This is a genomic window from Methylococcus sp. S1M, from assembly GCF_051295855.1.
GTDB lineage: Bacteria > Pseudomonadota > Gammaproteobacteria > Methylococcales > Methylococcaceae > Methylococcus > Methylococcus capsulatus.
The window spans coordinates 1-25,821 of sequence record NZ_JBPDXO010000002.1 but is presented as its reverse complement, the minus strand read 5'-3'; the positions used below and the strand labels follow the sequence as shown (position 1 = coordinate 25,821).

Genomic DNA, 25,821 nt, shown 5'->3' with positions numbered 1-25,821 from the left:
ATCAGGTACCGCGGGTGCTCAGGAACGGCAGCAGCACGCCGCAAAGCAGTACCAGGGCGCAGCCGGCGAGCGCCGTTCCATCGGGAGCCTTGGCGAACCAAAGCCAGCCGAAGGCCAGGTTGAACACGGGCGTGGCGTAGCTCACCGCGCTGACCAGGGCTGCGGGTGATTCCTGGTACGCGCGCGTCATGAGGACCTGTGCGCCGCTCGCCGCCAGGCCGCAAACGAGGAGCAAGGCCCAGGCCTCCCCGTCTCCCGGCACAGTGAATCCCGAGAGTCCAAACCAGGCCAGATGCATCGGTATGGCGACCGCGCAGAAATAGAACACGACTGTGCCGGGCGGATTGCTCTGTCCGGCACGGGCGACCATCAGGTAGGCGAGAGCGCTGAGGAATCCCGAGCCCAACGCCATCAGCCTGCCCAGTTCGTCGGAAACGTCCGCCCGCGGTCTCATCAGCAGGTACAGCCCGACCAGGGAACCTGCCAGTGCGGCCCAGATCCAGCCGCTGTTCCTCTGGGCGAGCACTTTCGGGCCGAGCAAGGCCACGAACACCCCGCTGCTGGCTCCGAGAAAGGCAGCCTCCCCAGGTCCGATCCGCTGGATCGAAATGAAGGAAAGAATCAGCGCCAGCGAGCCAAACAGCCCGCGCAGCCATAGGGACGGACGCATATCGCCCAGCAGGGAAGGTATCCGCGAGCGGATCAACGCGGGAAGGAGGAGAACGGCGAGGTTGACGATGATCCGGAAAAAACTGACCGTCATCGTCGGCAGTTCGGGATGCCTCACCCCGAGTGCGTATACCGAGACGCTCATCACGGAAAACAGGAGGGAGGCGGACAGCATGGCCCAAAGCCCCCGAATGTTCCGCGGCTTTGAGGAACGCGGCCGAAAGTTCAACATCGGCGGAGCAAGCCATCGCGGGCCGCGGATTGAATCCCGCGTGAATTAACACTATATTCCGGCGGGTTTTTCAGTCGGGCCGCTCCAACGGCCGCATCAGGTTTTTGACGACAGGACTCGACAAGAACGATACACATGACGATCGACAAAAGAAAACTGATCCGTTACGGACTTCCCGCCATTTTCCTGATCTTGGCCGCTTTTGCCGGCGAACTGATGCTCGAGGGGCTGATCGAATTCGCCGACCTCCTGCTCGAACTTTCCCAGCATGCCCTGACCACCTTCTATTCGAAGGTGTTCGAACTCGATCATCTGGAAGCCCAGCACAAGGCGGCCTGGACCAGCATGATCACGTTCATCATCGTGCTGATCTTGGCCATCCGGAAACTGGCGCCGAAAGTCGCCCTCAAAATCGAAGAAGGCAGGACCTGGTGTCGAGATCGGCGCCATGCGCTCCGCGCCTGGTGGCGCGGCCTGGGCTGGTTCAAGAAAACCGCGTACGTGGGCGGCGGCGTGGCGGTGCTGGCCGGCCTCGCGATGATCCTTTGATGTGTCCTAACCGGTCAGTTCGAACTGGGCCGTCCAGTCGCGGTAATTGAACACCTGGCCGGTTTCACGTACCCGGGCGATGGAGTCGAGGTCGATTTCCCCGTAGACCCATTGCGGTCGGTTCAACTCGCCGATCGCGAGGATGCCGTTGTCGGGATGGCCGTAATCCACCGGCGTGTAGATCGCTGCCGCGCCGACGTTGACGTCCACGGCCTCCGACCAGGGAGCCGATCCCACGGTCGGCGACTGTACGACGTAGCACTGGTTTTCGAGCGCCCGTGCCTGGCAGCCGATCCGTACCCGGTGATAGCCGGCCAGGGTATCGGTGCAGCTCGGTACCAGGATGAGGTTTGCGCCCATCTCCACCTGGCGGCGAGCGATCAAGGGGAATTCGCTGTCATAGCAGACGTTGATGCCGATCCGGCCGAATTCGGTGTCGAAGGTACGGATCTCCTTGCCTGGTGAGATCAGCCACTGCTCGTTCTCGAACCGGGTCATCAGCAGTTTGTCCTGAAATTCCGGCCTGCCATCCGGACGGAACAGGAAGGCGCGGTTGCGGTAGCTGCCGTCCGGCTGCCGTACCGGGAAGGTGCCGGCCAGGATGTAGATGCCATGCTGCTCCGCCAGATCGGCATAGAGCATCATGAAGTCGGGCAAGACCGACTGCATTTCCGCCAACTGGGCCGACAGGCTGCGGTACACCGCTTCTGGGAACAGTGAAGCCAGCTCCATGCTGAAGTATTCCGGGAATACCAGCATCCGGGCGCCGTTGCCGGCGGCCTCCGCTACCCAGCGCTCGGCCTTCTCCTGGTAGGTCGCCCATTCCCCCAGGAAGCCGATGTCGTACTGGGCGGCGGCGAGAAACAACGGCTTCATCGAGCGGAATCCTTCAGCGGCTTGAGCCAGAACACCATGGGCTTCTCCGTCTCCTCGGCTTGATCGACGTCCTTCCAGGCATAGGTGGTGACGAGTTCGGGGTGCTTGACGTAGCCGAACCGGCTCCAGATGGCATCGAGCGGCACATAGTCGGCGGGTCTCAAGGGGTGATCGTCCGGCCTTTGCACGCAACAGAAGGCGCAATAGTCGAACTTTCCCAGGCGGCGGGCATGGCCCTCGCGGCCTTCGAAGAACCGCTTGTAGATGCCCCGGCCACGGTAGTCTTTCAGGAGCACCGATTCGGCGCAGTAGAAGATCCTGGCCGGATCGTAGCCGTGCTCGAGGAAGGGGCGTTTGAATTCAGGCGTTTCGTCCTCCATCGGCAGGCCCGTGGAGGCGCCGATGGCGCGTTCGCCGTCCAGAGCCAGCACCACCACGCTCTCCGGCGATTCCACGTAAGTCTGCAGATAGCGTTCCTCGTATTCCGTGGTGCCGTCGTACAGATAGGGGAAATCGCGGAATACCTCGATGCGCAGCCGGGCCAGGTCGGGGATGTATTTCTCGATTTCGGGCCCCGTCAGGACCTTGACGATGATCGCCTCGCTCATGGCTGTCAGGCCTTTTCGACCTGCTCGATCCAGTCCTGCAGGTTGTAATAGTTGGTGATGCGGGCGACCTTGCCATCGCGGATGTCGAAAAACGCGCCGGCCGGCAGGCGATACTTTTGGCCTTTGGCGGGCGGCAGGCCCTCGTCGGTCACCCGGTATTCGCCGAGGACGACGAATTCGGCGGCGGCGCGGGTGCCATCCTCGTTGGTCATGATGGTCATGTCGACGAGCTGTTCCTTGTAATTGCGGTTCATCCGGTCCATGAAGGCCCGGAACGCTTCCTTGCCGATCTCGCGGGGGCCCTGGTTGATGTCGTGGATCACATCGTCGGTGAGGAGGCCCAGGAAGGTCTCCATGTCGCCTGCGTTGAAGGCGGCGTAATAATTCTCGATGAGGGCTTTGGCGTTCTGATGCATGGCGCTGATATTCCGGCTACTGGGTGAGGAACTTCCAGGGGAGTCACGTCCCCGGAATTCAAAAGCGCGTAATTTTATGAGGGGAGCCCTGGCCTGTCGAGACCGGTCGACAGGCCGAGGCTGGCACGTCGGATTATTCCGTATAGAGCGGCACCAGATCGATGTCGATGCGGCGATTCTGGGCCTTGCCTTCGGCGGTGGCGTTCGATGCCACCGGCTGGTATTCGCCGTGTCCGGCGGCGGTCATGCGGGCTGGGTCGATGCCCTTGGACTGCAGATATTTGACCACTTCACAGGCGCGACCGGCGGACAGCTCCCAGTTGCTGGAGAAACGGTGGGCCAGATGTTTGCCGATCGGCACGTTGTCGGTATGGCCTTCGACTTCGATGCGGTGATTGGTGGCGCTTTGCAGGGTGGGAATGATCTTGTCGATCGATGCCTTGCCTTCCTTGCTGATTTGATAGCCGCCTTCGGGGAAGAGCAATTCATCTTCCATGGTGACGCGGAGACGGTCTCGCAACTGCTGGATCTTGACCTCGTCGGCTTCCACCTCCGTGCGCAGCTGTTCGTTGAGCTGTCTTTCGTAGCCGACATCGCGGTCGTAGGTGCTTTGCATCACGCATCCGCTCAGCACCCCGGCGGTGAGCACGGTCGTCGCGAATTTTTTTACCATGGTTTTGCTCCTTATTTGATCGGCGGTTGGTTGATGAGCGCCTCAGCGGCCTCGCGGCGATTGTCCCGGAAAAACCGGCGGATCACCAGGTTCGGCCTTTTCCACGCGGCTGATGAGTGAACCCTCCGCCAGCCGGGTGTAAAGAAGCTCTCCGGGCTGAATATCTTCCCAGGAATGGACGACGGCGTCGTCGGCCGCCCGCAGGGCGATCGAGTAGCCCCGGGCCAGGGTCGCGAGCGGGCTCACCGTGTCCAGCCGCTGGCCCAGGGCCTGGAGCCGTTCGCGTCGGCGTTCCAGGAGGAGCGATGCCGAACGCCGCAGGCGGGATTCGAGCGAATCGAGCTTCCCGGTAAGGTGTATCACCCGCTGGGCGGGATCGTGGCGGACGAGCCTCAGCTCCAGACCTTGTAACCTCTGGCGCTCGAGATTCAAGCGCGCGGCGGCGTTGCGAGCGAGCCGGTGTTTCAGCTCCGCCAGGCGTTGTGCCTGGCGCCCCAGCCGCTGTTTGGGATGGCATTGCTGCAGCCGGCGCTCGACGAAGTCGAGCCGCTGCTGGACCGTTTCCAGCCGTCCGAGGAAACTCCGGCGGAGTTGGGATTCGAGGCGTTGCAGGCGAACGCCGAGGTCGATCCGGTCGGGTGTGACCGCTTCGGCCGCCGCGGAAGGCGTAGGCGCGCGCAGGTCGGCGGCGAAGTCGGCGATGGTGAAATCCACTTCATGGCCGATCCCGGTCACCACGGGTGTCTGGCAGGCCACGATGGCCCGTGCCAGGCTTTCGTCATTGAAGGCCCAGAGGTCTTCCATTGAGCCGCCGCCGCGCGCCAAAAGCAGGACATCGCACCAGCCGCTGGCGTCGGCCTGCTGCAAGGCTCGGATGAGTTCCGCCGGCGCCTCGCTGCCCTGGACCTTGGCGGGAAAAATGATGACCGAAGCCGCGGGGTAGCGCCGCGCCAGCACGGTGAGGATGTCGCGGATCGCGGCGCCCGTGGGCGAGGTGACGACACCGATGCAGGTGGGGAAGCGGGGGATGGGCTTCTTGCGGGCCGGATCGAACAGTCCTTCGGCGTCCAGGCGTTTCTTCAGCGCTTCGAAGGCGCGGTGGAGGACGCCGTCGCCGGCCTCCTCCAGGAGGTCTACGATCAACTGGTAGTCGCCGCGGGGTTCGTACAACCCTACCTGGGCGCGGGCCAGAACGTGATCGCCATTGGTGGGTTTGAAGCCGAGCAGACGCCCGGAGCTGCGGAACATGGCGCAGCGGACCTGGGCCTCGGCGTCCTTCAGGGTGAAGTAGAGGTGGCCCGAGGCCGGTGCAGCCAGATTGGACACTTCGCCCTCCACCCAGAGCGTGCCGAAATGGCTGGACAGGGTGATACGGGCTTCGCGGTTGAGACGCGAGACTGTATAGACGAATTCGGGCCGGCCATCCGGCGATGAGCGCAGGTTCACGCCCGCTTTCAATCCAGGGATTGTTTGAAGCGGTGGATCAAGCGGCGGTCCCTTTTGGACGGGCGGTGGGCGGGTTCGTTCGCGAACGATTTCTCATCCCGTCTGCGGGCGGCGTCGGCTTCGCGCCGTGCCTGGCTTTCCGGGGTTTCCCGATAGAGCAGGACGGCTTCTTTGGCGGGTCGGCGCTGGGTGTTCAAGGCTTCGACGACGACTTCCCAGACCTCCCGTTCACGCGTGATCTCCAGCCGGGCGCCGATGCCGATTTCCTTGCCGGGTTTGGCGCGCTGGCCATTCAAATGGACCTTGCCGCCGTTGATGGCCTCGACGGCGAGCTGCCGGGTTTTGAAGAAACGAGCGGCCCAGAGCCATTTATCCAGCCGAACCTTCGCTCCACTCGCCTCGGCAGGGGGGAGATGCGCAGCCGGATCCGCCATGCCGATCAGCTCGAAACCGGCAGACCGCCTTCGATCCAGGCCTTGAAACCGCCCGCCATGCTCACCGTACCACGCCAGCCAAGCTGCTGCAGGATATCGGTGGCCAGAGTCGAACGGAGGCCGCTCTGGCAGTAGACCACGATGGCTGCGTCCTTTTTTCCCTGGAAGACGGGATGGGTTTCGATGCGGAACTCCACCACACCACGCGGGATGTTGATGGCACCGGGCAGGTGTCCGGCCGCGTACTCTTCGGGCTCGCGAACGTCGAGAATCAAGGTATCGCCGAGCATTGTCCGAACCTCGCCGGGGCCGATTTCACGAATCCGCTGCTTGGCGGCGGCTACTAGATCCATGGGGGTGAGGGCCATGGCCACTTCTCCTTGGGTGGACGTCGAAGTTGCCGGCTCAGGCGTTGAGCCGGCGCAGTTCCTTGGGCAGGGAAAACACCACCTTTTCCTCGATGCCCTGGGTTTCCGTGGCGGTGCGACCGCCCCATTCCTTGAGCTGGGCGATGACCTGCTGCACCAGGATCTCGGGGGCCGAAGCGCCGGCGGTGACGCCGATGCGCTGGGCACCCGCCACCATGTCGCGGGTCAACTGGGCGGCGTTGTCGATCAGAAAGGCTTTACGGCCGAGCTTGTCGGCGATTTCGCGCAGGCGGTTGGAGTTGGAGCTGTTGGGCGATCCGACCACCAGGATGGTGTCGCACTGGGCCGCCAGTTTCTTGACGGCATCCTGGCGGTTCTGAGTCGCATAGCAGATGTCGTCCTTGCGCGGGCCCAGTATCTTCGGGAAACGCATTTTCAGCGCTTCCACCACGGCACCGGTGTCGTCGATGGAAAGCGTGGTCTGAGTGACGTAGGCGAGGTTGTCCGGATTCTTTACCTGAAGCATTTCGACGTCTTCCGGCGATTCCACCAGATAGATACCCCCGGCCGGGTTGTCGTACTGCCCCATCGTGCCTTCCACTTCCGGGTGCCCGGCGTGGCCGATGAAGACGATTTCGCGGCCTTCGCTGGCATGTTGGTGCACTTCGATGTGAACCTTGGTGACCAGCGGGCAGGTGGCGTCGAAGACCTGCAGGCCGCGCTCTCTGGCTTCTTCCTGGATCTGCTTGGAGACCCCGTGGGCGCTGAAGATCACCGTCGAATTCTCGGGCACTTCCGACAGCTCCTCGACGAATACCGCGCCACGCTCCCGGAGCCCATCGACCACGTAGCGGTTGTGGACGACTTCATGGCGTACATAGATCGGCGCGCCGAACACCTCGATGGCGCGGTCGACGATTTCGATGGCGCGGTCGACGCCGGCGCAGAATCCGCGGGGATTGGCGAGGATGATTTCCATGGGGCTGTTACCGGGCTAATTTCTTACCTAAGAGGTGGGGCATTGTGTCATGGCATTACCGCGGAATCAACGCGAGGCCGGGGCGGTTCGCGGTCGCGGTGCCAGATTGGTTCGTGATGGCCGCCCATGCGGGCCAGCATCCGGGCGACCACGAACAGGAAGTCAGACAGCCGGTTCAGATAGGCCAGCGATTCCGGATTGACGGCTTCTCCGCGCGCCAGCGCCACCAGCCGCCGCTCCGCCCGCCGGCAGACCGTCCTGGCGACGTGGCAATGGGCCGCCGCCAGGCTGCCGCCGGGCAGCACGAAGTCCTCGAGCGGGGGCAGTCGTGCGTTGAAATGGTTCAGCCAGACCTCCAGCCATTCGGTCTGCCGGCGCTGAATCGAGGGCTGGCCGGGCAAGCTCAGTTCGCCGCCCAGATCGAAAAGGGTCTGTTGCACTTCGACCAGGCAGGCGCGCAGCTCCTCCGAAGTGGCCTGGGTCAGTACCAGGCCGATCACGCTGTTGAGCTCGTCGACGGTACCACAGGCCTCGATGCGCAGGCTGTCCTTGCCGGTGCGGCAGCCGTCGCCGAGGCCGGTGGTGCCGTCGTCGCCGGTTCGGGTATAGATTCGGGTCAGGCGGTTTCCCATCAGATTAGCTTCTCCTCGGAGACGACGATGCCGTCTTCGTCCGCGTAGAGATAATGGTCGGTGCGGAAGTTCACGCTGGCGAAGGTGATCAGGCAGTCCCGGTCGCCGCCGCCCCGCTTGTGGCTATCGAGAGGGTGGGTGTGGAGCGCGCGGATGCCGATGGGGACCGTACCGAGTTCCACGGAGTCCCGCACACAGCCGTAGACGATGATGCCCTGCCAGCCGTTGTCGGCGGCCAGCCGCGCCAGATTTCCGCCCAGCAGCGCGCAGCGATGGGAAGCGCCGCCGTCGATGACCAGGACACGGCCATCGACCTCCCGTGCCAGGGTTTCACGGATCAGCACGCTGTCTTCGAAGACCTTGAGGGTCGTGATCCGTCCGTGAAACCGCGACACCGCCCCGAACGGGCGGAACAGCGGCTCCACGATCTGGAGCGGATGGGTGCCGTGGAACTGGTCGCAGAGGCCGGCGGTGGTGAACTCCATGGTTGGAAACTCCGTGGGTGGCATCAGAGATAGCGTGACAGCAAGGCAGTATCGTCGCAGGGCGCGGGCAAGGGAATCCTGACCTCCCAGCCGCCGCCGGGAGCTTCCTGCATGGCATTGCCCTGGGAGTCCTCCATGCCGGTGAGCAAGAAATCGAGGTTGCCTTCGGGGCGGATCAGCTCCAGTCGGTCGCCCACGCCGAACTTGTTCTTGACGGTGACTTCGGCCATGCTGCCATCGAACCTGGTGACTTCGGCGACGAACTGCTGGCGGTGGCTTTCGGAGCAGCCCCGCACATAGTTCTGGTAATCCTGGGTATGGTGGCGCTGGTAGAATCCGTCCGTGTAGCCGCGCTGCGCCAGATTTTCCAGCACGCCGAGCAGGTTCCAGTCGAATTGCCGCCCGGCGAGCGCGTCGTCGATGGCTCGGCGGTAGACCTGGGCGGTGCGCGCCACATAGTAATGAGACTTGGTGCGGCCTTCGATCTTCAGGCTGTCTACCCCGATCTCCACCAGCCGCTGCACGTGCTCGACTGCTCGAAGGTCCTTGGAGTTCATGATGTAGGTGCCGTGCTCGTCCTCCATCACCGGCATCAGTTCGCCCGGGCGGTTTTCCTCTTCCAGAAAATACACTTCGTCGGCCAGCGGGTGGCGCTCCGCGGCGCCGCAGTCCGCCAGGCTGCCATTCAACTCCGCGAGGTTCAGCCGCAACGCTCCCGGAACATAGTCTCCTTCGGCGTTCTCGTGCGCCGGGGCGACGTCGTATTTCCAGCGGCAGGCATTGGTGCAGGTGCCCTGGTTGGGATCACGGTGATTGAAATAGCCGGAGAGCAGGCAGCGTCCGGAGTAGGCGATGCACAGCGCGCCGTGGACGAAGACTTCGAGCTCCGTGTCCGGGCATTGCTGGCGGATTTCGGCGATCTCGTCGAGCGAGAGCTCGCGCGACAGGATGATCCGCGAGATGCCGGCCGACTGCCAGAACTTCACCGCCGCAAAGTTCAACGTGTTGGCCTGCACCGACAGATGGATGGGCATTTCCGGCCAGGCCTCGCGCGCCAGCAGGATGAGGCCGGGATCGGCCATGATCAGCGCATCCGGTCCCATCGCAACCACGGGCGCGATGTCTTTGATGAAGGTCTTGATCTTGGCGTTGTGGGGCAGCACGTTGGCCGCGAGATAAAACTTCTTGCCGAGGCGATGGGCCTCGGCGATGCCCAGCGCCAGGTTTTTCTCCAGGAAGTCGTTGTTGCGGACCCGCAGCGAGTAGCGCGGCTGGCCGGCATAGACGGCATCGGCGCCGTATGCGAAGGCATAACGCAGGTTCTTCAGGGTGCCGGCAGGGGAGAGCAGTTCGACAGAAGGCATCGGGAGCAGCGATATGAAGAGGGCATAGCTCGACGGCACTATACCAGAACCTGACGCCGCTTGACGCAGCCCATGCCTGGGCCTGGTCACCGGCGCAAACGGCCACGATTACGATCCGCGCATGCCCTACTGCTGCTTGAAGACGATGCCATGATCGGCAAGAGCGTCCAGCTCGGGCCGAAGCGGGAGGGTCATGCGGTCGACGGGGTGAGGGATGGCGTGGCAGCGGCGCTGGCGCGGTTCGTCGCCCGGCTCCGCGCGTCGGTGGTCCGGTGAGCCGCGTCACTTGTGCCGGAGCTCCGCCGAAGCTCCCATCCACCGGCCTGCATCACGGTCCAACCACTCCCTGGCCCGCTCGCGCCCTTTCAGGACGAGATCGAGGAACGCCGTGCTGACGCCGGCCACCTCGGCCCAATGCCGGACGTCGGGCCCCCGCTTTCGCGGCGGCCGCTCGACGGACCGCATCGGCCCCCCGGACGGACCGCTGGCCGAGCCATTGCGGGCACCGGCGGTGCCGGAACGCTGACCGACCTGCAAGGTAAGGTCGTCGCCGGACCAGGGCAGCCATCCTCCCCCTTCCGATCCTTCGCCCGGTACCGGCTGCGACGGCGGCCCTTTCCATTTCTGTCCAGGCTCCACACCGGCAAGAGTGTCGTGGGTACCGCCCTGCAGTACCAGCAGGTATTTGCCGCCGGCTGGCATGGACTGCCACAAAGCCGAGCGCAGGGAGGTGGCGCTCATGCCATAGGGGTCATCGTCGTCGGTACCGGTCACGGCGAGGAGAGGCATCGCCATCCCCGCGGCACGCTCGTCCAGTTTGCCTTCGGCCAGCGTGACGTGCGGACTGAGGACGACGGCGCCGGCGAATCCGAATTCGGCATTGGCCGGGAACGCCGCCTTGACCGCCTCTCCCGCCAAGGCGGACGCGGCCTGGGCGCCGAGGTCGAACCCCGTCACCGCCGCTTTGGCCGGATCCGCGACGGCATAAGGGTTACCCGGAGTCGCGGCGCGCTGGCGCAGTTCGCCCAACGCCCAGGCCAAGTGGCTCACCCGGCTTTCCAGCGAGGCCGAGGAGAAGTAGGTCCGCCCTGTCGCCCGCAGTTCACCGGCATCGAGCTTGTCCGAGGCCCAGAATACTTTGCCGAGAGCCGCCGGCTGCACGGTGAACACGGCGTAGCCAGCTGCCGCCCAACTGCGGCGCCAGAATGCCCCGGCAGTGGCGTCTTCGCCCAGGCCTGGCAGATAGACGACGAGCGGGAAACGCCCGCTTCCGGATGGCGCGAGAAAACTGATGTCGAGTTCAGCGTGCAGGTGCTTCCACGTTTCGCGAACCTCGTTCGTTGCATAGATCCGCTCCGGGCGGTAGCCGCCCTGGGCGTCCAACTCCTCCAGCTTCGCTTGCGTCTCTTCCGGCAACGGCGGGCCCGGCTGCCGGCATCCGGCAGCCGACAGCAGGACGGCAAAAACCGCCAACCGACAACATACAAAAGCTCCATACCCATCGGCTCGCGGCTGGTTCATAGGGCGATTTCCTTACATCGGCTTCCAAAAGGAGAGTTCTCGCATTTGCCCGGTCCGGACATTTTGGTGTTCTTGCCCGGTTTCAAGGGGTTGAAATGCCGGATTCGTGAGATCGCCGACCCCATGCCGACCGTGATCGTCGAGCCGTGAGATCAACGAACGAAGGCCGCCGTAACCCGTGCCATCCGCAGCGCCGGGCGGTCGGTGGCTGTCGTCGCCTACGACCCGGGCGCTCAGGACATGCTCCGGGTCCTGCAGACCGCCAGGATCGGGCCGGCCCGCAACCGGCCGGCATCCCCCGCGATCCGGGGCATGGTCAATCCGCGGTGGTTCGGCGCCTCGGCCATGCCGTCCGGTCTGCGTACCGGCGGATAATGATGACACAACTCGGGGTCGATCCGAGGACGGGGCGCTCGGCGGACGGCGTCGATGGGGTGGGAGTTGAACCTCCGGGGGTGCGCTCGGTGCCAAACTCCCGATCTGCGGCGACTGAACCGCCCCGGTTTTCGCGGAGGCTCGCCGGGTTGAGTCGGACCTCCACCGCGGAAGCCTGACGGGTGAGTCGCCGGTGATCGGTTGCCTCGGTTTGGGCGTGTGGATATAGCCGCTGGGTTCGGGCAGCCCGTCGATCGTCTCAGCCGATGCGTTACCGTGGCCGTCACCGCGGCGTCCCACGGAGGGTGAATCACCCGATGTCATCGAACCGCTCCGGTACGCTCGCTCTCACATACGCGAGAATCCGACGCCCAGCCTGGGATTCCTCACCCGCCGCCTCCCTCTCCGGGTTGCGGATTCGGCGTCGAGCCCGTGTATTCCGGCGCTTCGATGAACACGTCCATCTGCTGACCGACGAATACCGGCAAGGCGGCCGGATCGAAACTGTAGAGCACCTGCAGCACGCGGGTATCCACCCGTTCTGTGCTGTCGCCGGTCAGGGAGCGCTTCGGCACGATGTAAGGCTCGACGTAAGCCAGTTTCAGCTCCGTGCCGAGCTGGCTGTTGCCGCGCAGATAACCGTAGGCCTTGCCGTCCTTGCGAAAGCGCCAGGCGTCGTTTTCGTCGATGTCGACCCGGACGTGGAGCCGGTCCATGTCGCCCATGATCACCAACGGCGTGCTCAGAAAACCGGTGGTGGCATATTCGCCGAGGCGGACGTTCACCTGGAGGACTTCCCCTCGGATCGGCGCCCGCACCACCATCCGGTCGAGGGTGGTCTGGACCGCAGCCAGTTGTGCCTCCGCCTGCCTGACCTGGGCATGGGCCGTTTCCAGCCGGGCCTTCGCGATCAACACGGCATTGCGTCGCCGCTTGATGTCCTCGGCGCTGATGGCCCGTTCATCGGTCACGGCATCCGCCAGTGCCAGGAGCGTATTCGCATCGGTCAGCGAAGCTTCGGCTTCGGCCACACCGGCCTGGGCCTTGAGCAGATCGGCCCGCCGTATCTCCAGCTCCGCCAGCGGCTCGCGATCGTCCAGCCGGAACAGGACGGCGCCAGCCTCGACCCGATCGCCGACCTTGACTTCGACGCTCTTGACCAAACCCGGCAAAGGGGTGCCGATCCCGATATTCCGGCTTCTCGCCTCGACGATCCCGGCGCCCGCGATGTACGACGCGAACGGTGGACGGGCAGGCTCCACCACCGCCGGCGCGACCGGCGGCGGCTGGTTGCCTGTGACCACCGAATAGACTCCGAACAGGAATCCCGCTACGGCCAGTATCGGCAAGGTGGCTTTGGGTAACATTCCGTCTCCGCGATGAGGGAGGTCACGACTGGCCGGACGACCGGACGACTTTCACCACCTGCCCGTCGTCCATCTGCGCGATGCAGTCGGCAAACTCGAAGATCCGGGCGTCGTGGGTGACGATCACCAGCGCCCGGTCCTCGTCCAGTGCCACCTGTTTCAGCAAATCCATGACCCGGTGTCCGGTTTCATGGTCCAGCGCGCTCGTAGGCTCGTCGCAGACGATCAGCTTCGGCCCGTGGACCAGGGCCCGGGCGATCGCCACCCGCTGCTGCTGGCCGCCGGAGAGCTCTGAGGGCAGAGATCCGGTGCGCTCGGCCAGCCCGACCCGCTCCAGCACCTCCACGGCCCGGCGCTGCGCCTTTTGACGGCTGATGCCGTTGAGGATCATCGGGATCGACACGTTTTCCGCCGCCGTCAGGCTGGGCAGGAGGTTGTAGGTCTGGAATACGAAGCCGATGTTGGCGGCACGGAACCTGAGCTTGTCCTTGTCCTTCATGTGCAACAGGTCGTGGCCGAATACCCTGCAAAGCCCTTCGTCCTGGTCGAGGATGCCGGCGATCACCGATATCAAGGTGGTCTTGCCGCAGCCGGACGGGCCGACCAGCATCATCAGCTCGCCGGCATGGATGTCGAGATCGATGCCCCGCAGCGCGACGACCTGCTGCCCGCTGCCGTCGTAAGTTTTCCGGACTCCCCGGCATTCTACCGCCACAGTCGATGTTCCCATGGTTTCCTCAGCCCTTGAACACGATGGCAGGCTCGAGTTTGATCACCTTGCGGATGCTCAGGAGGGCCGAGAACACGCAGATCAGTGTCACTCCCAGTCCGCTGAACACCAGCAGCTGCCAGGGAAACTTGAAAGCCAGAATGGTATTGCGCATGGACCAGCCGAACAGCGAGGTCAGCCCGACCCCCAGCCCGTAGCCGACCATACCCACCAGCGTCGCCTGCAGCAGGATCATGCCCAGCAGGGTGCCGTTGCCCGCCCCCATGGCTTTCAGCACGCCGAACTGGCGGATGTTTTCCAGGGTGAAGTTGTAGAAGGTCTGGCCGGCAATGGCCGCGCCCACGATGAATCCGAGGGTGACCGACATGCCGAAGTTGATCGGGATGCCGGTGTTCTTGAGAAAATAGTTGACGGTAAGCTCCTCGAACTCGGCCTGGGTATAGGCAGCCAGCCCGGTGGTTTCCCGGATGCGGCGGGTCAGCGCGTGGACCTCCTGTCCTGGCCTGGCCTTGACCAGCACGAAGGACAGGAGCTTCCGCTCCCTGGGTGCATACAGCGTGGCCCGCGAGTAGGTCGTATAGACCACCGGCTGGGACTGGAAAGTCCGCGTGGTCTTGGCAATGCCGACCACCACCGCGCGCCGGTCGTTGAGCTCCAGCGTGTCGCCCACTTTCAGCGGTACGGGCTTGCCGGCCGGATCCTTCGACGGTCGGGCGAGCTTATCGCGGGCGCCGTCGATGTCGACGATCACCGAATCGGCCCGCCGCAAATCCTCCAGCCGGCCTTCCAGCATGACCGGCGGCCCGCCGATGAGGGTGGCGTCGTCCAAACCGATCACGTTGCAGGTCTGGAAGGTCCCGTCAGCCAGCCGGGCCTTGATCATCCCCTTGTACATGGGCATCGCCCAGTCCACCCCGCTGACGCCCCGCACCCGGAACAGTTTGGTGTCCTGCAGCGGCTTGATGTCGTCGACGAACTGCACCTTGGGATCCATCACCCAGATATCGGGGAGGCCGACGTCGGTGACGAAACTGTACGAGCGCATCATCAACCCGACGAAGATGGCTGGCTGCTGTGTCATGATCAGCGAGGCGAAGGTCAGCCCCATGACGATGCCGAGGTACTTGCCGCGGTCCCCCATGAGCATCTTCAAGGCGATGTAGTTCACGGTCCGGCCTCACCGGCTGAGAGATGCCTGAGCGCAGCCATCGAGAAGCGGGCGATATGCTCCGCGGTTTTCTCGATCTCTTCGGGTGTGGCGATGATCTCCGGGCAGAGCCGGTCGATCAGCGAACGCGAGTGCCGATACATGAGGCACTGACCAACGATGCTCAAACCCAGCCGATGCATGTCCGCCTCACTGACACCGGGGCCGACCAGTTCGGCGATGATGCCTTGCAGCAGCGCACAGCGGGGTTTCATCGTGGATTCGATGACCTGGTCGAGCGCAGCGGTGGGATCGGCGATCTCGCGGGCGATCAACTTTCCATGGCGTCCGAGATGGGTCTCGTCCAGCAGACGCGCCAGGAAGTTGGCGATGAACTGGCGCAGCCGCACTTCCGGCGGCAGGCTCGAATCGCACGCCAGCGTATCGGGATAGCGTTCATGGGTTTCGCGGAACGCCGCCGCGAGCACTTCCGAATACAGAGCCTCCTTGCTGCGGAAATAGTAGTTGACGGACGCCGCATTCACGTCCGCCCGAGCGCAGATATCCCGTACCGTGGCATCGTGGAATCCCTTCTCGGCAAACACGTCCAGCGCGGCTCGCAGCAGCCGCTTGCGAGTGGGGTCAGGGAAAGGATGGGTGTTCGGCGGATTCATCCAGATGATTGAAACAATTGTTTCAATCAAAAATACTAAACCGATGGATCGAAGTCAAACATTCGATTCCTCCCGCGTCAGAATGGTTGTCGCCTCCGGTTTTCGGAGCAGATGGGATGGGGGGATACTGAGAGCGTGAGGGATGCGACGTATCCTGAGCTCCTCAAGGAGCAAGCCTTGTCGAAGGTGTTCGGGCGTGGCGGGAAGAGCGCCTGATGGCGTTGCAGGAAAGCCATGGCTTGAGCGGTGATGCCTTGGATGCCCGGTGCCGGGAGCACGGGGTGTTCGTCCATCGGTTGGCCGAGTGGAAAGCCGATTTCTGCGGGCCGTCCGAGCCGGCAGAGCGGTGGAGCCGTCGGCAGCGACCAGTGCCCGTTGCGGCATTGCGAGCCACCCCGCAAACTGACGGCGGCCGAGCAGCCGATCCGGGCTGCCAGGGGTTCAATGGCAGCCCACTGCGATGGGGGTTGGCGCGGCACTCACCCGCCAGACGCACGGCGAGTTCGCGGACTTCGGCGGAGTACTTTCATGGCTTTCTTCACGGCGCCATCCTCTCGAGACGTGGAGCCTCCTCGAAACCCGGAGCGGTTCACGCCCGGCTGCATCGGCCATTGATCCGCGCATGGCTCCGGGTGGGGGGCAAGCACAGCCAGCGAAAATACGACTATCCGCCTGATCTGCAAGATTCCGCGGTGCAGACCGTCTTACAATAGGCAGAGCCGCTGTCGGCGGCATGGCAGATCTGCAGGACCGGACCTGACTATCGAGTCGGATGTGACTGATGAAACCGAAGGCGCTCTGGGGCGAATTCCAGGGATGGCGCCGTTGCCTGACGGCGGCGCTGATTGTGCTGGCGATCGCCGGCTGCATCGAGGCTTACCGCACCGGTCACGATGCACGTCATGGTCCCCGGGTGCCGTGGGAGCGGCGCCTGAGCGAGGAGGACTATCTGGCCCGCCTCGCCGCCGGCAGCGTGTCTTACAGCCGCGATGTCCAGCCTATCCTCGATTCGCGCTGTGTCGTCTGTCATGGCTGTTATGACGCGCCGTGCCAGCTGAAGCTGGAGTCCTTCGACGGCCTGGAGCGCGGCGCCAGCAAGACTCCCGTCTATGACACTACCCGTCTCCAGGCCACTCCGCCAACGCGTTTGTTCATCGATGCAGAAAATGTTCAAGGCTGGCGTTCCAAGGGGTTCTTCCCGGTACTGAACGAACGGGGCGATTCGCCCGAGGCGAATCTGCGGGATTCCTTACTGTTCCGGATGCTCGAACTGAAGAAAGCGCATCCCTTGCCCGTTTCCGGCGCGTTGCCGGACACTTTCGACTTCCGTCTGGACCGCACCCTGAACTGTCCCACCGTCGAAGAGTTCGACGATTTCGAGGACGATCACCCCGAGTGGGGGATGCCTTACGGTTTCCCCGGTCTGAGCGAGCGCGAGCACGATATCGTGGTGAAGTGGCTGCGCGAGGGCGGGTTCGCGCCGCCTCCCGCGCCCGTGTCGGCCGAGGCCGCATCGGCCGTGGCGCAATGGGAGGCGTTCCTCAACGGCTCCAGTCCAAAGGAACGGCTGTTTGCCCGCTATGTCTACGAACATCTCTTCCTCGGCCATCTGCATTTCCGTGGTCTGGCGCCCCGCGAGTTCTTCCGGCTGGTGCGCTCCCGCACACCGCCCGGGGAGCCGATCCGGGAAATCGCGACGACCCGACCCTACGACAGTCCGGGACCGGGGGAATTCTATTACCGCTTGCGACCGGTGCAGCAAAGCATCGTCGCTAAGACCCACATGGTCTACGAACTCGACGACGCCCGGATGCGGCGCTACCGGGAGCTGTTTCTGGATCCCGAGTACGCGGTCGACCGGCTGCCGGGGTATGCCGCCGCCGATGCCGCCAACCCCTTCAAGACGTTCGTTGCCATTCCTCCCAGGTCGCGCTACCGGTTTCTGCTCGACGACGCCCATTTCTTTTTTTCCGGTTTTATGAAGGGATCGGTGTGCCGCGGCCAGGCCGCACTCAATGTGATCCAGGATCGGTTTTGGGTGGCTTTCACTCATCCGGACGCCGATCCCGTCAGCAACGACGCCCAATTCCTGGCCGATCAGGCGGAGCGTCTGCGGCTGCCGGCCGAGAAGGAAAACTCGCCCGGGATCGGGGACATCTGGTACACCTACCGGGCACTGGAAGAGGATTATCAGGCGGCCAAGGCGGCGTGGCTTCGGGCACACGGTGAGCGCGGTGGCACCACGCTGGCTGACCTGTGGGATGGCGACGGCGACAATCGCGATGCCTTGCTGACGGTGTTCCGGCATTTCGACAGCGCTTCGGTTGAGCGAGGGCTGGTCGGCGACACGCCGCTGACCGGCTGGGTCGTCGATTATCCCTTGCTGGAGCGGATTCATTATCTGTTGGTGGCCGGGTTCGATGTGTTCGGCAACGTCGGCCACCAGTTGGCGACCCGTCTGTACATGGACTTCATGCGTATGGAGGCGGAAAACAATTTTCTGCGGTTCCTGCCGTCGAGCATACGGCAGGCCGAACGCGCCCGTTGGTACAAAGGCATTGGTGCGAGAATCAACGATCTTTGGCAGAGTCCGCGCTGGGGGATGGGTGGGGAGACGCTCATCGATTATCGGACCGGCAATCCCAAGCAGGAGTTCTTCGATCGGGTCCGGGCCGGTTTCGGCAAGGCGGCGGGCCGTCCCGATCCGTTCACCGGCTGCGGCGTGGCAGTGGAAGGATGCGGGGAGGGCGGCGAGCCAGCGTTGCCGCCGGCGCAGGCGTCCGTCGAGCGCGAACTGCGACGCCTGGCATTCGCGAGGGGCGGTGGAGTCGCCTTTCTTCCCGAACTGTCGTACCTGCGCATCCGGACCGGGAGCGGTGGGGCGGAAGACGGCTGGATCTACAGCTTGGTCAAGAATACGGCGCTCGAAAACGTGTCGATGCTGTTTCTCGAAGAGATAAGGCGGACGCCGGCGGACGATACAGTGACCCTGGTTCGCGGTATCGTCGGAAGTTATCCGAATTTCTTTTTCGATCTGGATGCAGCCGAGGTCGGCGAATTCGTGGACGCCATCCTGAGTGTGGACGGTTCCAAGGCGTTTGGGCGGAGGCTGGTCGAGCGCTTCGGTGTCCGCCGAAGCAATCCGGCATTCTGGAGAATATCGGATTGGTTCAACCGCCGGTACCTCGAAGCCAGCCCCGTCACGGCGGGCTGGCTGGATCTGAGCCGTTACGACAATCCATGACCGGTTCCGGGGTCCAATGGACGACTATATTCAGCCGTTCCGGAGCGCCGGCGAACTCGGATGCCAGCCACTGGCTTCCGCCGACCGAGGCGATCCTGCCGTCGATGCAGACGATGGGCTGACGGTCTCGCAGCCACGGCGGCAGTCCGGCCTCCTGGAACAGTTTCTTGAGTTCGTGGTGTCCTCGGCGGCCTGCCGGTTCGAGCCTGTCGCCCGCCCGTCGGTAACGCACGGTGATGCGCCCGCTCCGCCATTTGTCCGGATCGATGCCGGGGCCGGGGCACAGCGCGGCATGGAGGCTGCCATTGCCGGCCAGCGTGAGCGGTGTTTCTCCGCTCCAGGCGGCCGTCCAGGAGGCATCGAAATCCGCCGACGGAGGAAGCAAATGGAGGCGATGGCGGTAGCGCCTGACCGTGCCTTCGGCCCAGGCAATCATCGGCGTACGGTCTCCGGCCGTTTCGACGACCTCCTTCCGTATCCGCTCCAGCAGTTTCGCGGGGGGGGCTCGCAGACCCCGCTTATGTATCCAGCGGCGCAGTAGCAGCCGTTGTTCGTCCGGCTGCAGCCTCTGCACGATCTCGAGAACAAGGGTGCCGGGCTCGTCCGCGGCCGTCGCGGCCGCCATCAGGGTGTCCGCTCGTCTGTCCAGGAGTCCGGCGGCTTCGGCACAGTGGCCGGCACTGCGGGTGAGATTGGCCGCCACGGCCGGCCAGCGCCCGGCGAGCTGCGGCAGAATCCGGCGGCGGATGAAATTACGGTCGTAGCGTTCGTCGCGGTTGCTGGGGTCTTCGATCCAGCTGAGGCCTCTTTCCTGGGCGTAAGCCAAAATGTCCCGGCGGCCGAAGCGGAGCAGGGGACGATGCAGGATGCCGGCGCCGAAAGCGACGGCGTTCGGCATGGCGGCGAGCCCGGCCAGCCCTGCGCCGCGCAGCAGCTGCAGCAGCAGCGTTTCGGCCTGGTCGTCGAGATGCTGTGCCGTCACCAGGATGTCCCCCGGATCCAGCAAGGCTTCGAGGGAATGGTAACGGGCGGTGCGCGCCGCTGCTTCGGGACTGTCGCCGGGCCGGGAGCGACCGTCGACCTGCAGGATGTCCAAAGCGACACCGTATCGGTCGGCGACCGCCGCGCAGTGGCGGGACCAGGCCTCGGCTTCGGGCTGGATTCCATGATGAACGTGGATGGCCCGCACTCCAATGCCGGAGACGCGGCGGACCTCGCACATCAGATCGAGCAAAACGGCGGAATCCAGCCCGCCGCTGAAAGCCACCCGATAGGTGCTGCCGGGGTGGAGACCGGCGCGGAAACTGTCGAGGCTCAATCTCACCAGATTCGCCCCGTCCCGGCGGGTTCTCCCTCAGGTGGCCGGTTCTTCGTAAACGCCGTAGCCCATGAGGCGCTCGTAGCGCATGGCCAGGAGTTCTTCCATCGGCAAGGCGGCGAGTTCCTCGAGATTGCGCTTGAGTTCGGTCTTGAGGTTGTCGGCCATCCGCTCGCGGTCCCGATGGGCGCCTCCCAGGGGTTCGGGCACGATCGAATCGATCAGCCCCAGTTCCATCAGGCGCTCGGAAGTGATACCCATGGCTTCCGCGGCCAGCTCGGCCTTGTCCGCGCTCTTCCAGAGGATGGAGGCACAGCCTTCGGGCGAGATGACGGAATAGGTGCTGTATTGGAGCATCAGCAGACGGTCGCCGACGCCGATGGCCAAAGCTCCCCCTGAGCCGCCTTCGCCGATCACCACGCAGACGATCGGGGTCTGCAGCTGCGCCATTTCGAACAGGTTACGAGCGATCGCCTCGCTTTGGCCGCGTTCTTCCGCGTTGATGCCCGGATAGGCCCCAGGGGTGTCGATGAGGCAGACGATGGGCAGCCGGAAGCGCTCGGCGAGCCGCATCAGCCGCAGCGCCTTGCGATACCCTTCCGGCCGCGGCATGCCGAAATTCCGGTGGATCTTTTCCTTGGTATCGCGTCCTTTCTGGTGTCCGATGACCAGGACGGCGGCGCCATCCAGCCGGGCCAGTCCGCCGATGATGGCCGGGTCATCGGCGAAGGCGCGGTCGCCGTGCAGTTCGTGGAATTCCTGGAAGATCAGATCGATGTAGTCACGGCTATGCGGCCTTTGCGGATGCCGCGAGATCTGGGAAATCTGCCAGGCGCTGAGAGAGGAAAAAACCGATTCAGTGAGCTTGCGGCTTTTTTCTTCGAGCTTGGAGATTTCCTCGGAAATGTTGATTTCGTTGTCGAATCCGACGTGTCTGAGCTCTTCGATCTTGGCTTCCAGCTCGGCGATCGGCTGTTCGAAATCCAGGAATTTCAGATCCATTCGAGTGTTGTCAACGGGCCTGGGATGATGTGGCCGTCTAGTTTAACACTTCGGCCAGGAAATTCTGCATCGCCTGCCAGGAGCGCCGGTCGGCCGTGGGGTCGTAAACGGTGCCGAAGCTCCGGTCGTTGGCCAAGGGGTTGGAGAAAGCGTGGAGGGTGTGACCGTACATGTGAATTTGCCAGTCGGCCCCGGCCTCGGTCAGCTCGCGGCCCAAGGCGAGGGCCTGTTCCGGCGGCGCCATGGGATCCTCGTAACCGTGCAGCACCAGCACCTTGGCGCGGATTTTCCGACCCGCCGTATTGCCCGGCGGAATGAACAGACCGTGGAAGCTGACCACACCCCGCAGGTCGGCGCCGGTCCTGGCGAGATCCAAAACGCACAGGCCGCCGAAGCAGAATCCCATCGCCGCAATGCGTCCAGGATCGACTTCGGGAAGCGAGCGCACGGTGTCCAGGGCCGCGTTCATCCTGGACTGCAGCAGGCCGCGGTCCGCCATGAACGGCGCCATGAGCTGGGCGTTCTGCTCCGGCCCGCTGCCCACTATCCCTTTGCCGTACATGTCCAGGGCGAACGCGGCGTAGCCCAATTCCGCCAGCCGTCTGGCCTTGTCGCACACGAAAGCGTCGCGACCGCCCCAGGCGTGAGAGACGAGGATGCCGGGACGGGGCAGAGGAAACTCGTCGTCGCAGGCGAAATAGCCCGATAGCAACGTATCGGCATGGTGATAATCGATTTCGCGCATCTGCACGGCCATGGGTGCGTGTCTCGTTCAGGTCAGCCAGGGGGCGTGATTTTCCCCGGCTTTCCTGCGTCCCGCAAGCCGGTTTGGCGGCGGGTGATACAATGCGCGGATCGTTGTGGTCCGTGGAGTTGCATCCGATGAGTTCCGACCCTTTCAAGCGGGTGGTGCAGGCGATCGACGCCGCCAATGCGCAAGATCCGAATCGTGAGGATTGGCAAGGAACCTCCTACCCCAAGGAACTGCTCTACGGCCTGCGCATGAGCGAATGCCTGGAGCGGCTTTGTCCCACCGCATCCGAACTTCTGCGCCTGGCCGCGCGGGGGCAGCACATAAGACGGTGGGAAATTCCGCGCAGCGATTATCCTGCCACCCGCGAGGGTTATCTGCGGTGGCGAACCCGCCTGTACGGATTTCATGGCGACCAGCTCGGGCTGATCATGGCCGGGGCCGGTTACGACGAAGATTCGATCCGGCGGGTGAAACGCCTGCTGAGCAAGCGGGACCTGCGCTCCGACCCGGAATCGCAAGCCCTTGAAGACACGGCTTGCCTGGTTTTCCTCGAGTACTATTTCGCCCCCTTCGCCGCCGGTCAGGATGAATCCAAGCTCATCGACATCGTCCGCAAGACCTGGCGGAAAATGTCGGACGTGGCTCGGCTCCGAGCTGTGGAACTCACTCTTCCCGGGCCGTTTGGCGCCGTCGTGGCGAAGGCGCTGGATGCCGGCATGTCGTGAGTTCCGACCGGTCGCGGATGGCACGATGACTCGGCCGTATTCGCTTACCCGTTATGCGTGGCTGTCGATCTTCGTGGCGATCTTCACCATGGCGGTCAAGGCGGCGGCTTATCGGGTCACGGGCTCGGTGGGGCTGCTGTCGGATGCCCTGGAGTCGATAGTCAATCTCTCGGCCGCGGTCGTGGCGCTGGCGATGTTGAGGTTATCGGCGCAGCCGGCGGACGCGCGACATCACTTCGGGCACGGCAAGGCGGAGTATTTCGCCAGCGGCTTCGAAGGCGTCCTGATCCTCGTGGCTGCCGGAGCGATTCTGTTTGCGGCCTGGGACCGGTATCTGCATCCCCATGAATTGGCCGAGCTTGATCTGGGCCTGGGGTTGTCAGTCGCGGCGGCGGTGGTCAACGGTCTGGTCGGCTGGTTGTTGGTTTCGGTGGGACGGAAAGCCGGCTCGATCGTCCTGGAGGCGGATGGGAAGCATCTGCTGACCGACGTGTGGACTTCGATCGGAGTGGTTTGTGGCGTGGCCGCTGCCGGTCTCACCGGCTGGCACGATTTCGACCCGGGCGTCGCGGCGCTGGTGGGTTTGAACATCGTATGGACGGGCGCCGGCCTCATCCGCCGCACCATCGCCGGGTTGCTCGATGCGTCGCTCCCGCTGGAGGAGAACCTGAAGATACGGGGCATTCTCGAAACGTTCCGCGAGCGTGGGGTCGGTTTCCACGATTTGAGAACCCGCCAGTCTGGAGCGCATCGCTTTATGAGCGTACATCTCCTGGTGCCTGGAGCCTGGACGGTACAGGCGGCGCACGATCTGGCAGAGGAGATCGAAGCCGAACTGGGAGGCGCGCTGGCGAATCTGACCGTCGTGACCCATATCGAACCGATCGAAGATCCGGCGTCGTTCGGTCATCACGAGCCGTTTCCCGAGACCGCTCCGGAAGTCACGAATCCTCATCCTCCGCAGACCGCCCGCCCTTTGCGTCTCAAGATCGCCTCGGTGGCGGGAGCGGCCCTGCTCCTGGGGGGGGGCGTTGCCGGCGTGGTGGTGTCCGGAGTCTGGCTCGACCTTGCATTGGCTGCCGTGCTGTTCGGTTTCGTCCTGATTCTGGCGGTGCAACGGCGAGGTGGCCGGCAGCGAAAGGCTGGGCGTCAGTAGCCGAAGACGTCCTTCTTGAAACTGCGCTGCCAGGCTCGGGCGTAGCCTGCTTCTCGTCTGCGGTCTCCGTGCGGCGGCGTTTCACCGGTCGACCGGACGATCAGCTGCCCGTCGTCTCGCGAGTAGCCGTACACACCGGTGATGGAGATGGCCTGGTCAGGCGCGACGAAACTGTAGCAGTGATTGATCAACAAGGGGTCCGGCGGTGGCTCGCCGGCCAGCGAGGCGACGATGGCAGCCGCGCAGACCTTGGCCTGGGAGTTGGCCGAAAAGGCGGATTTGGGCATGGGGTCCGCCTGGCAGGCATCGCCGATGACATGGACTGCCGGATCGTACACCGAGGCGAAGCTCAACGGGTCGACTGGGCACCAGCCGGATGCGTCCGTCAACCCCGACTGTTCCGCCAAAACTCCGGCCTTCTGTGGCGGGATGACGTTGAGCACATCGGCACGGAAAGTGTCGAACTCGGTTTCGACGGTTCGCCCGGCGGCATCGATCCGCTCCAGCCGTCCCTCTTTTTCCGAGGAAACCCATTCCACCATGTCGCCGTAGAGTTCGCGCCAGGCCTGCTCGAATGCCGGCTGCTTGGAAAACCGGGTCTTGGCATCGAGTATCAGGATCTTGGAGCGGGGTTTGTGCTTTTTCAGGTAATAGGCGATGAGCGAGGCGCGTTCGTAGGGGCCAGGCGGACAACGATAGGGAGAAGGTGGTGCGGTGATCAGAACCAGGCCGCCGTCGGGCATCGCGCGGATCTGCCGGGCGAGCAAAGCGGTCTGGGGGCCGGCCTTCCAGGCATGGGGAACGAACCGGCTCGCCGCCTCGTCATAGCCCATTATCGCCTCCCAGCGAAAGTCGATGCCGGGGGAGAGGACTAGCCTGTCGTAGGTGACCTCGGCACCATCGTTCAGTATCACACGCCGTCGCTGCCGATCCAGGCGGGCGACCCGGGCGGTTACCTTTCCTATATCCAGCTCCCGCCGCAACCAGTCATAAGACCGCGCGAGAGTCCCCATGTCCCCGAGGCCGGCGACTGCTTCGTTCGATCCGGGGCAGGAAAGATAGGTCTCCTGCGGTTCGATCAATGTGATCGTCAGACCGGGATTCATCTGCTTCAGATAGCGGGCGGCCGTGGCACCGCCATAACCGCCACCGACGACCACGACCCGGCCGCCTGAGCGAAGACCCTTGCCGGAAGCGCAGCCACCCAGTCCCCAGCCCATGCCGCAGACTGCCAGCAGGCGCAGGAACCGCCGCCGGCGGATCATGGCCGCTTTCCCAGAAAGCCGGCGATCGCTTCAATGTCCTGGTTCGTGAGTCCGGCAGCGATCCGGTTCATGACCGTGCCCGATCTTTTTCCTTCACGGTACTCCCGCAACAGAGATGCCATCTCCTTCGCATCGAAGCGGCGTAACGATGCCGGTTCGGGAATCTGCTCCTCCTCGTCGGCATGGCAGCCGAGGCAACCGAGCGCAGCCAAAACCATGTCCGGTTTTTCGGCCCGGGCCGGGAAACAGAGAGCGACAGCGATCGTACCGATCTGGACGCGTCTCACAAACGACAAAACGTCACGATGGGTGTTCGGTAGCTGAGTCACGGGGATTTGTAGAAGTATAGGACCGACGGATTTTATGCAAGCATGTCGCTTTGACCAAGCCGGGATTCCATGGAAGGGATGTCATCGGGAGAGTTATTTATGTCGTTGATTTATAAGAAACTACCCCTGCGTCAAAATGTCGCAGATTTTTCTTGACAGTTTGGGGGAGGGTGATAGACTCCCTCCACCGATGGACCGGTACCGCCTCTGTTGCGGGGTCCATGAAATGCCCGTTAGAGGCAGAACCGATAGGGAATTAGAGAAGCGGGCGTCGGCGCCGAATGCCGGCCCCTGTCAACCATCACTTTAGGAGGAACAAACAATGGCAGCAACAACCATTGGTGGTGCAGCTGCGGCGGAAGCGCCGCTGCTGGACAAGAAGTGGCTCACGTTCGCACTGGCGATTTACACCGTGTTCTACCTGTGGGTGCGGTGGTACGAAGGTGTCTATGGCTGGTCCGCCGGACTGGACTCGTTCGCGCC

Annotated in this window: 29 protein-coding genes; 7 read left to right on the top strand and 22 right to left on the bottom strand. The window is 63.8% G+C overall.

Annotated elements, in window-relative coordinates:
- Window position 1: 1 nt before the first annotated feature.
- Entirely contained in the window at window positions 2-844 is an 843-nt protein-coding gene (locus ACSHWJ_RS03820; RefSeq protein ID WP_432539494.1) for a DMT family transporter, read from the bottom strand.
- 192 nt (window positions 845-1,036) lie between these two features.
- Here ACSHWJ_RS03820 and ACSHWJ_RS03815 point away from each other — a divergent pair, with 192 nt between their 5' ends.
- Window positions 1,037-1,450, top strand: coding sequence for a hypothetical protein (locus ACSHWJ_RS03815; protein ID WP_432539495.1), 414 nt, complete (start codon window positions 1,037-1,039; stop codon window positions 1,448-1,450).
- Between the two features lie 6 nt (window positions 1,451-1,456).
- On the opposite strand, the gene ACSHWJ_RS03810 is transcribed toward ACSHWJ_RS03815, so the two are convergent.
- The 11 genes from ACSHWJ_RS03810 to trhP form a co-directional block, all read right to left on the bottom strand.
- On the bottom strand, window positions 1,457-2,326 hold the full coding sequence (locus ACSHWJ_RS03810) for a carbon-nitrogen hydrolase family protein (protein ID WP_432539496.1): 870 nt from the start codon (window positions 2,324-2,326) through the stop codon (window positions 1,457-1,459).
- Complete coding sequence (locus ACSHWJ_RS03805; protein ID WP_010961074.1) at window positions 2,323-2,934, bottom strand: GNAT family acetyltransferase; 612 nt, start codon at window positions 2,932-2,934, stop codon at window positions 2,323-2,325. The genes ACSHWJ_RS03810 and ACSHWJ_RS03805 overlap by 4 nt, the downstream gene beginning before the upstream one ends.
- A gap of 5 nt (window positions 2,935-2,939) precedes the next feature.
- A complete protein-coding gene (locus ACSHWJ_RS03800; RefSeq protein ID WP_010961073.1) occupies window positions 2,940-3,350 on the bottom strand; it encodes a ketosteroid isomerase-related protein in 411 nt (136 codons plus the stop codon).
- 133 nt (window positions 3,351-3,483) lie between these two features.
- Window positions 3,484-4,023: an OmpA/MotB family protein gene (locus ACSHWJ_RS03795; protein WP_010961072.1), complete on the bottom strand. Its 540-nt coding sequence runs from the start codon at window positions 4,021-4,023 to the stop codon at window positions 3,484-3,486.
- Window positions 4,024-4,065: 42 nt separating this feature from the next.
- Complete coding sequence (gene xseA / locus ACSHWJ_RS03790; protein ID WP_282213316.1) at window positions 4,066-5,469, bottom strand: exodeoxyribonuclease VII large subunit; 1,404 nt, start codon at window positions 5,467-5,469, stop codon at window positions 4,066-4,068.
- A gap of 8 nt (window positions 5,470-5,477) precedes the next feature.
- Window positions 5,478-5,903, bottom strand: coding sequence for an RNA-binding S4 domain-containing protein (locus tag ACSHWJ_RS03785; protein ID WP_282213317.1), 426 nt, complete (start codon window positions 5,901-5,903; stop codon window positions 5,478-5,480).
- A 5-nt stretch (window positions 5,904-5,908) separates the two neighbouring features.
- Entirely contained in the window at window positions 5,909-6,271 is a 363-nt protein-coding gene (locus ACSHWJ_RS03780; protein ID WP_010961069.1) for a rhodanese-like domain-containing protein, read from the bottom strand.
- A gap of 37 nt (window positions 6,272-6,308) precedes the next feature.
- Window positions 6,309-7,250, bottom strand: coding sequence for a 4-hydroxy-3-methylbut-2-enyl diphosphate reductase (gene ispH / locus ACSHWJ_RS03775; protein WP_010961068.1), 942 nt, complete (start codon window positions 7,248-7,250; stop codon window positions 6,309-6,311).
- Between the two features lie 47 nt (window positions 7,251-7,297).
- Entirely contained in the window at window positions 7,298-7,882 is a 585-nt protein-coding gene (locus ACSHWJ_RS03770) for a cob(I)yrinic acid a,c-diamide adenosyltransferase (RefSeq protein ID WP_010961067.1), read from the bottom strand.
- Window positions 7,882-8,367, bottom strand: a complete 486-nt coding sequence (gene rraA, locus ACSHWJ_RS03765; protein WP_218800224.1) for a ribonuclease E activity regulator RraA — start codon at window positions 8,365-8,367, stop codon at window positions 7,882-7,884. Before rraA ends, ACSHWJ_RS03770 begins: the two co-directional genes overlap by 1 nt.
- A gap of 23 nt (window positions 8,368-8,390) precedes the next feature.
- Complete coding sequence (gene trhP / locus ACSHWJ_RS03760) at window positions 8,391-9,731, bottom strand: prephenate-dependent tRNA uridine(34) hydroxylase TrhP (protein ID WP_218800223.1); 1,341 nt, start codon at window positions 9,729-9,731, stop codon at window positions 8,391-8,393.
- A gap of 150 nt (window positions 9,732-9,881) precedes the next feature.
- Here trhP and ACSHWJ_RS03755 point away from each other — a divergent pair, with 150 nt between their 5' ends.
- A complete protein-coding gene (locus tag ACSHWJ_RS03755; RefSeq protein WP_282213318.1) occupies window positions 9,882-10,007 on the top strand; it encodes a hypothetical protein in 126 nt (41 codons plus the stop codon).
- A gap of 6 nt (window positions 10,008-10,013) precedes the next feature.
- Here the strand turns inward: ACSHWJ_RS03755 and ACSHWJ_RS03750 are convergent, their stop codons facing one another.
- Window positions 10,014-11,252 carry an alpha/beta hydrolase family protein gene (locus ACSHWJ_RS03750; RefSeq protein WP_432539497.1) on the bottom strand — a complete coding sequence of 413 codons (1,239 nt, stop codon included), beginning with the start codon at window positions 11,250-11,252 and terminating at the stop codon, window positions 10,014-10,016.
- Between the two features lie 204 nt (window positions 11,253-11,456).
- Here ACSHWJ_RS03750 and ACSHWJ_RS03745 point away from each other — a divergent pair, with 204 nt between their 5' ends.
- On the top strand, window positions 11,457-11,627 hold the full coding sequence (locus ACSHWJ_RS03745) for a hypothetical protein (protein WP_282213320.1): 171 nt from the start codon (window positions 11,457-11,459) through the stop codon (window positions 11,625-11,627).
- A 386-nt stretch (window positions 11,628-12,013) separates the two neighbouring features.
- Here ACSHWJ_RS03745 and ACSHWJ_RS03740 read toward each other — a convergent pair whose 3' ends face one another.
- Genes ACSHWJ_RS03740 through ACSHWJ_RS03725 form a run of 4 tightly spaced genes read right to left on the bottom strand, consistent with a single transcriptional unit; the run spans window position 12,014 to window position 15,545 of the window.
- Entirely contained in the window at window positions 12,014-12,994 is a 981-nt protein-coding gene (locus ACSHWJ_RS03740; RefSeq protein WP_010961063.1) for an efflux RND transporter periplasmic adaptor subunit, read from the bottom strand.
- A gap of 22 nt (window positions 12,995-13,016) precedes the next feature.
- Window positions 13,017-13,724 (bottom strand): ABC transporter ATP-binding protein, encoded by a 708-nt coding sequence (locus ACSHWJ_RS03735; RefSeq protein ID WP_218797877.1) that lies wholly within the window; start codon window positions 13,722-13,724, stop codon window positions 13,017-13,019.
- A 7-nt stretch (window positions 13,725-13,731) separates the two neighbouring features.
- Window positions 13,732-14,892 (bottom strand): ABC transporter permease, encoded by a 1,161-nt coding sequence (locus tag ACSHWJ_RS03730; RefSeq protein WP_017365506.1) that lies wholly within the window; start codon window positions 14,890-14,892, stop codon window positions 13,732-13,734.
- Window positions 14,889-15,545 (bottom strand): CerR family C-terminal domain-containing protein, encoded by a 657-nt coding sequence (locus ACSHWJ_RS03725; RefSeq protein WP_282213321.1) that lies wholly within the window; start codon window positions 15,543-15,545, stop codon window positions 14,889-14,891. The genes ACSHWJ_RS03730 and ACSHWJ_RS03725 overlap by 4 nt, the downstream gene beginning before the upstream one ends.
- Window positions 15,546-16,326: 781 nt before the next feature.
- Between ACSHWJ_RS03725 and ACSHWJ_RS03720 the strand changes: the two genes are divergently transcribed.
- Complete coding sequence (locus ACSHWJ_RS03720) at window positions 16,327-18,789, top strand: fatty acid cis/trans isomerase (protein ID WP_282213322.1); 2,463 nt, start codon at window positions 16,327-16,329, stop codon at window positions 18,787-18,789.
- On the opposite strand, the gene tilS is transcribed toward ACSHWJ_RS03720, so the two are convergent.
- The 3 genes from tilS to ACSHWJ_RS03705 are packed head-to-tail and all read right to left on the bottom strand — an operon-like array spanning window position 18,746 to window position 21,866.
- Entirely contained in the window at window positions 18,746-20,113 is a 1,368-nt protein-coding gene (gene tilS / locus ACSHWJ_RS03715; protein ID WP_282213323.1) for a tRNA lysidine(34) synthetase TilS, read from the bottom strand. The genes ACSHWJ_RS03720 and tilS overlap by 44 nt on opposite strands.
- A 30-nt stretch (window positions 20,114-20,143) precedes the next feature.
- A complete protein-coding gene (locus tag ACSHWJ_RS03710) occupies window positions 20,144-21,109 on the bottom strand; it encodes an acetyl-CoA carboxylase carboxyltransferase subunit alpha (protein WP_010961057.1) in 966 nt (321 codons plus the stop codon).
- Window positions 21,110-21,146: 37 nt separating this feature from the next.
- Window positions 21,147-21,866 (bottom strand): dienelactone hydrolase family protein, encoded by a 720-nt coding sequence (locus ACSHWJ_RS03705; protein WP_218797872.1) that lies wholly within the window; start codon window positions 21,864-21,866, stop codon window positions 21,147-21,149.
- Between the two features lie 125 nt (window positions 21,867-21,991).
- On the opposite strand from ACSHWJ_RS03705, the gene ACSHWJ_RS03700 reads away from it, so the two are divergent.
- Complete coding sequence (locus tag ACSHWJ_RS03700; protein WP_041361132.1) at window positions 21,992-22,588, top strand: DUF4202 domain-containing protein; 597 nt, start codon at window positions 21,992-21,994, stop codon at window positions 22,586-22,588.
- Window positions 22,589-22,613: 25 nt separating this feature from the next.
- Window positions 22,614-23,744 carry a cation diffusion facilitator family transporter gene (locus ACSHWJ_RS03695; RefSeq protein WP_010961054.1) on the top strand — a complete coding sequence of 377 codons (1,131 nt, stop codon included), beginning with the start codon at window positions 22,614-22,616 and terminating at the stop codon, window positions 23,742-23,744.
- Here ACSHWJ_RS03695 and ACSHWJ_RS03690 read toward each other — a convergent pair.
- The gene (locus tag ACSHWJ_RS03690) at window positions 23,738-25,009 is read right to left on the bottom strand and encodes an NAD(P)/FAD-dependent oxidoreductase (RefSeq protein ID WP_041361130.1); all 1,272 of its coding nucleotides are present in this window, start codon (window positions 25,007-25,009) and stop codon (window positions 23,738-23,740) included. The two genes, ACSHWJ_RS03695 and ACSHWJ_RS03690, sit on opposite strands and share 7 nt — an antisense overlap.
- Complete coding sequence (locus tag ACSHWJ_RS03685; RefSeq protein ID WP_228370156.1) at window positions 25,006-25,227, bottom strand: c-type cytochrome; 222 nt, start codon at window positions 25,225-25,227, stop codon at window positions 25,006-25,008. The genes ACSHWJ_RS03690 and ACSHWJ_RS03685 overlap by 4 nt, the downstream gene beginning before the upstream one ends.
- A 433-nt stretch (window positions 25,228-25,660) precedes the next feature.
- On the opposite strand from ACSHWJ_RS03685, the gene ACSHWJ_RS03680 reads away from it, so the two are divergent.
- A partial coding sequence (locus ACSHWJ_RS03680) for a methane monooxygenase/ammonia monooxygenase subunit C (RefSeq protein ID WP_435920143.1) occupies window positions 25,661-25,821 on the top strand: 161 nt, incomplete at its 3' end.

Bases quoted from the DNA above. Each gene is read 5' to 3' on its own strand.
- ACSHWJ_RS03820 (WP_432539494.1), bottom strand. From the start codon at position 844: ATGCTGTCCGCCTCCCTCCTGTTTTCCGTGATGAGCGTCTCGGTATAC.
- ACSHWJ_RS03815 (WP_432539495.1), top strand. From the start codon at position 1,037: ATGACGATCGACAAAAGAAAACTGATCCGTTACGGACTTCCCGCCATT.
- ACSHWJ_RS03810 (WP_432539496.1), bottom strand. From the start codon at position 2,326: ATGAAGCCGTTGTTTCTCGCCGCCGCCCAGTACGACATCGGCTTCCTG.
- ACSHWJ_RS03805 (WP_010961074.1), bottom strand. From the start codon at position 2,934: ATGAGCGAGGCGATCATCGTCAAGGTCCTGACGGGGCCCGAAATCGAG.
- ACSHWJ_RS03800 (WP_010961073.1), bottom strand. From the start codon at position 3,350: ATGCATCAGAACGCCAAAGCCCTCATCGAGAATTATTACGCCGCCTTC.
- ACSHWJ_RS03795 (WP_010961072.1), bottom strand. From the start codon at position 4,023: ATGGTAAAAAAATTCGCGACGACCGTGCTCACCGCCGGGGTGCTGAGC.
- ACSHWJ_RS03785 (WP_282213317.1), bottom strand. From the start codon at position 5,903: ATGGCGGATCCGGCTGCGCATCTCCCCCCTGCCGAGGCGAGTGGAGCG.
- ACSHWJ_RS03780 (WP_010961069.1), bottom strand. From the start codon at position 6,271: ATGGCCCTCACCCCCATGGATCTAGTAGCCGCCGCCAAGCAGCGGATT.
- ispH (WP_010961068.1), bottom strand. From the start codon at position 7,250: ATGGAAATCATCCTCGCCAATCCCCGCGGATTCTGCGCCGGCGTCGAC.
- ACSHWJ_RS03770 (WP_010961067.1), bottom strand. From the start codon at position 7,882: ATGGGAAACCGCCTGACCCGAATCTATACCCGAACCGGCGACGACGGC.
- rraA (WP_218800224.1), bottom strand. From the start codon at position 8,367: ATGGAGTTCACCACCGCCGGCCTCTGCGACCAGTTCCACGGCACCCAT.
- trhP (WP_218800223.1), bottom strand. From the start codon at position 9,731: ATGCCTTCTGTCGAACTGCTCTCCCCTGCCGGCACCCTGAAGAACCTG.
- ACSHWJ_RS03755 (WP_282213318.1), top strand. From the start codon at position 9,882: ATGATCGGCAAGAGCGTCCAGCTCGGGCCGAAGCGGGAGGGTCATGCG.
- ACSHWJ_RS03750 (WP_432539497.1), bottom strand. From the start codon at position 11,252: ATGAACCAGCCGCGAGCCGATGGGTATGGAGCTTTTGTATGTTGTCGG.
- ACSHWJ_RS03740 (WP_010961063.1), bottom strand. From the start codon at position 12,994: ATGTTACCCAAAGCCACCTTGCCGATACTGGCCGTAGCGGGATTCCTG.
- ACSHWJ_RS03735 (WP_218797877.1), bottom strand. From the start codon at position 13,724: ATGGGAACATCGACTGTGGCGGTAGAATGCCGGGGAGTCCGGAAAACT.
- ACSHWJ_RS03725 (WP_282213321.1), bottom strand. From the start codon at position 15,545: ATGAATCCGCCGAACACCCATCCTTTCCCTGACCCCACTCGCAAGCGG.
- ACSHWJ_RS03720 (WP_282213322.1), top strand. From the start codon at position 16,327: ATGAAACCGAAGGCGCTCTGGGGCGAATTCCAGGGATGGCGCCGTTGC.
- ACSHWJ_RS03710 (WP_010961057.1), bottom strand. From the start codon at position 21,109: ATGGATCTGAAATTCCTGGATTTCGAACAGCCGATCGCCGAGCTGGAA.
- ACSHWJ_RS03705 (WP_218797872.1), bottom strand. From the start codon at position 21,866: ATGGCCGTGCAGATGCGCGAAATCGATTATCACCATGCCGATACGTTG.
- ACSHWJ_RS03700 (WP_041361132.1), top strand. From the start codon at position 21,992: ATGAGTTCCGACCCTTTCAAGCGGGTGGTGCAGGCGATCGACGCCGCC.
- ACSHWJ_RS03695 (WP_010961054.1), top strand. From the start codon at position 22,614: ATGACTCGGCCGTATTCGCTTACCCGTTATGCGTGGCTGTCGATCTTC.
- ACSHWJ_RS03690 (WP_041361130.1), bottom strand. From the start codon at position 25,009: ATGATCCGCCGGCGGCGGTTCCTGCGCCTGCTGGCAGTCTGCGGCATG.
- ACSHWJ_RS03685 (WP_228370156.1), bottom strand. From the start codon at position 25,227: ATGGTTTTGGCTGCGCTCGGTTGCCTCGGCTGCCATGCCGACGAGGAG.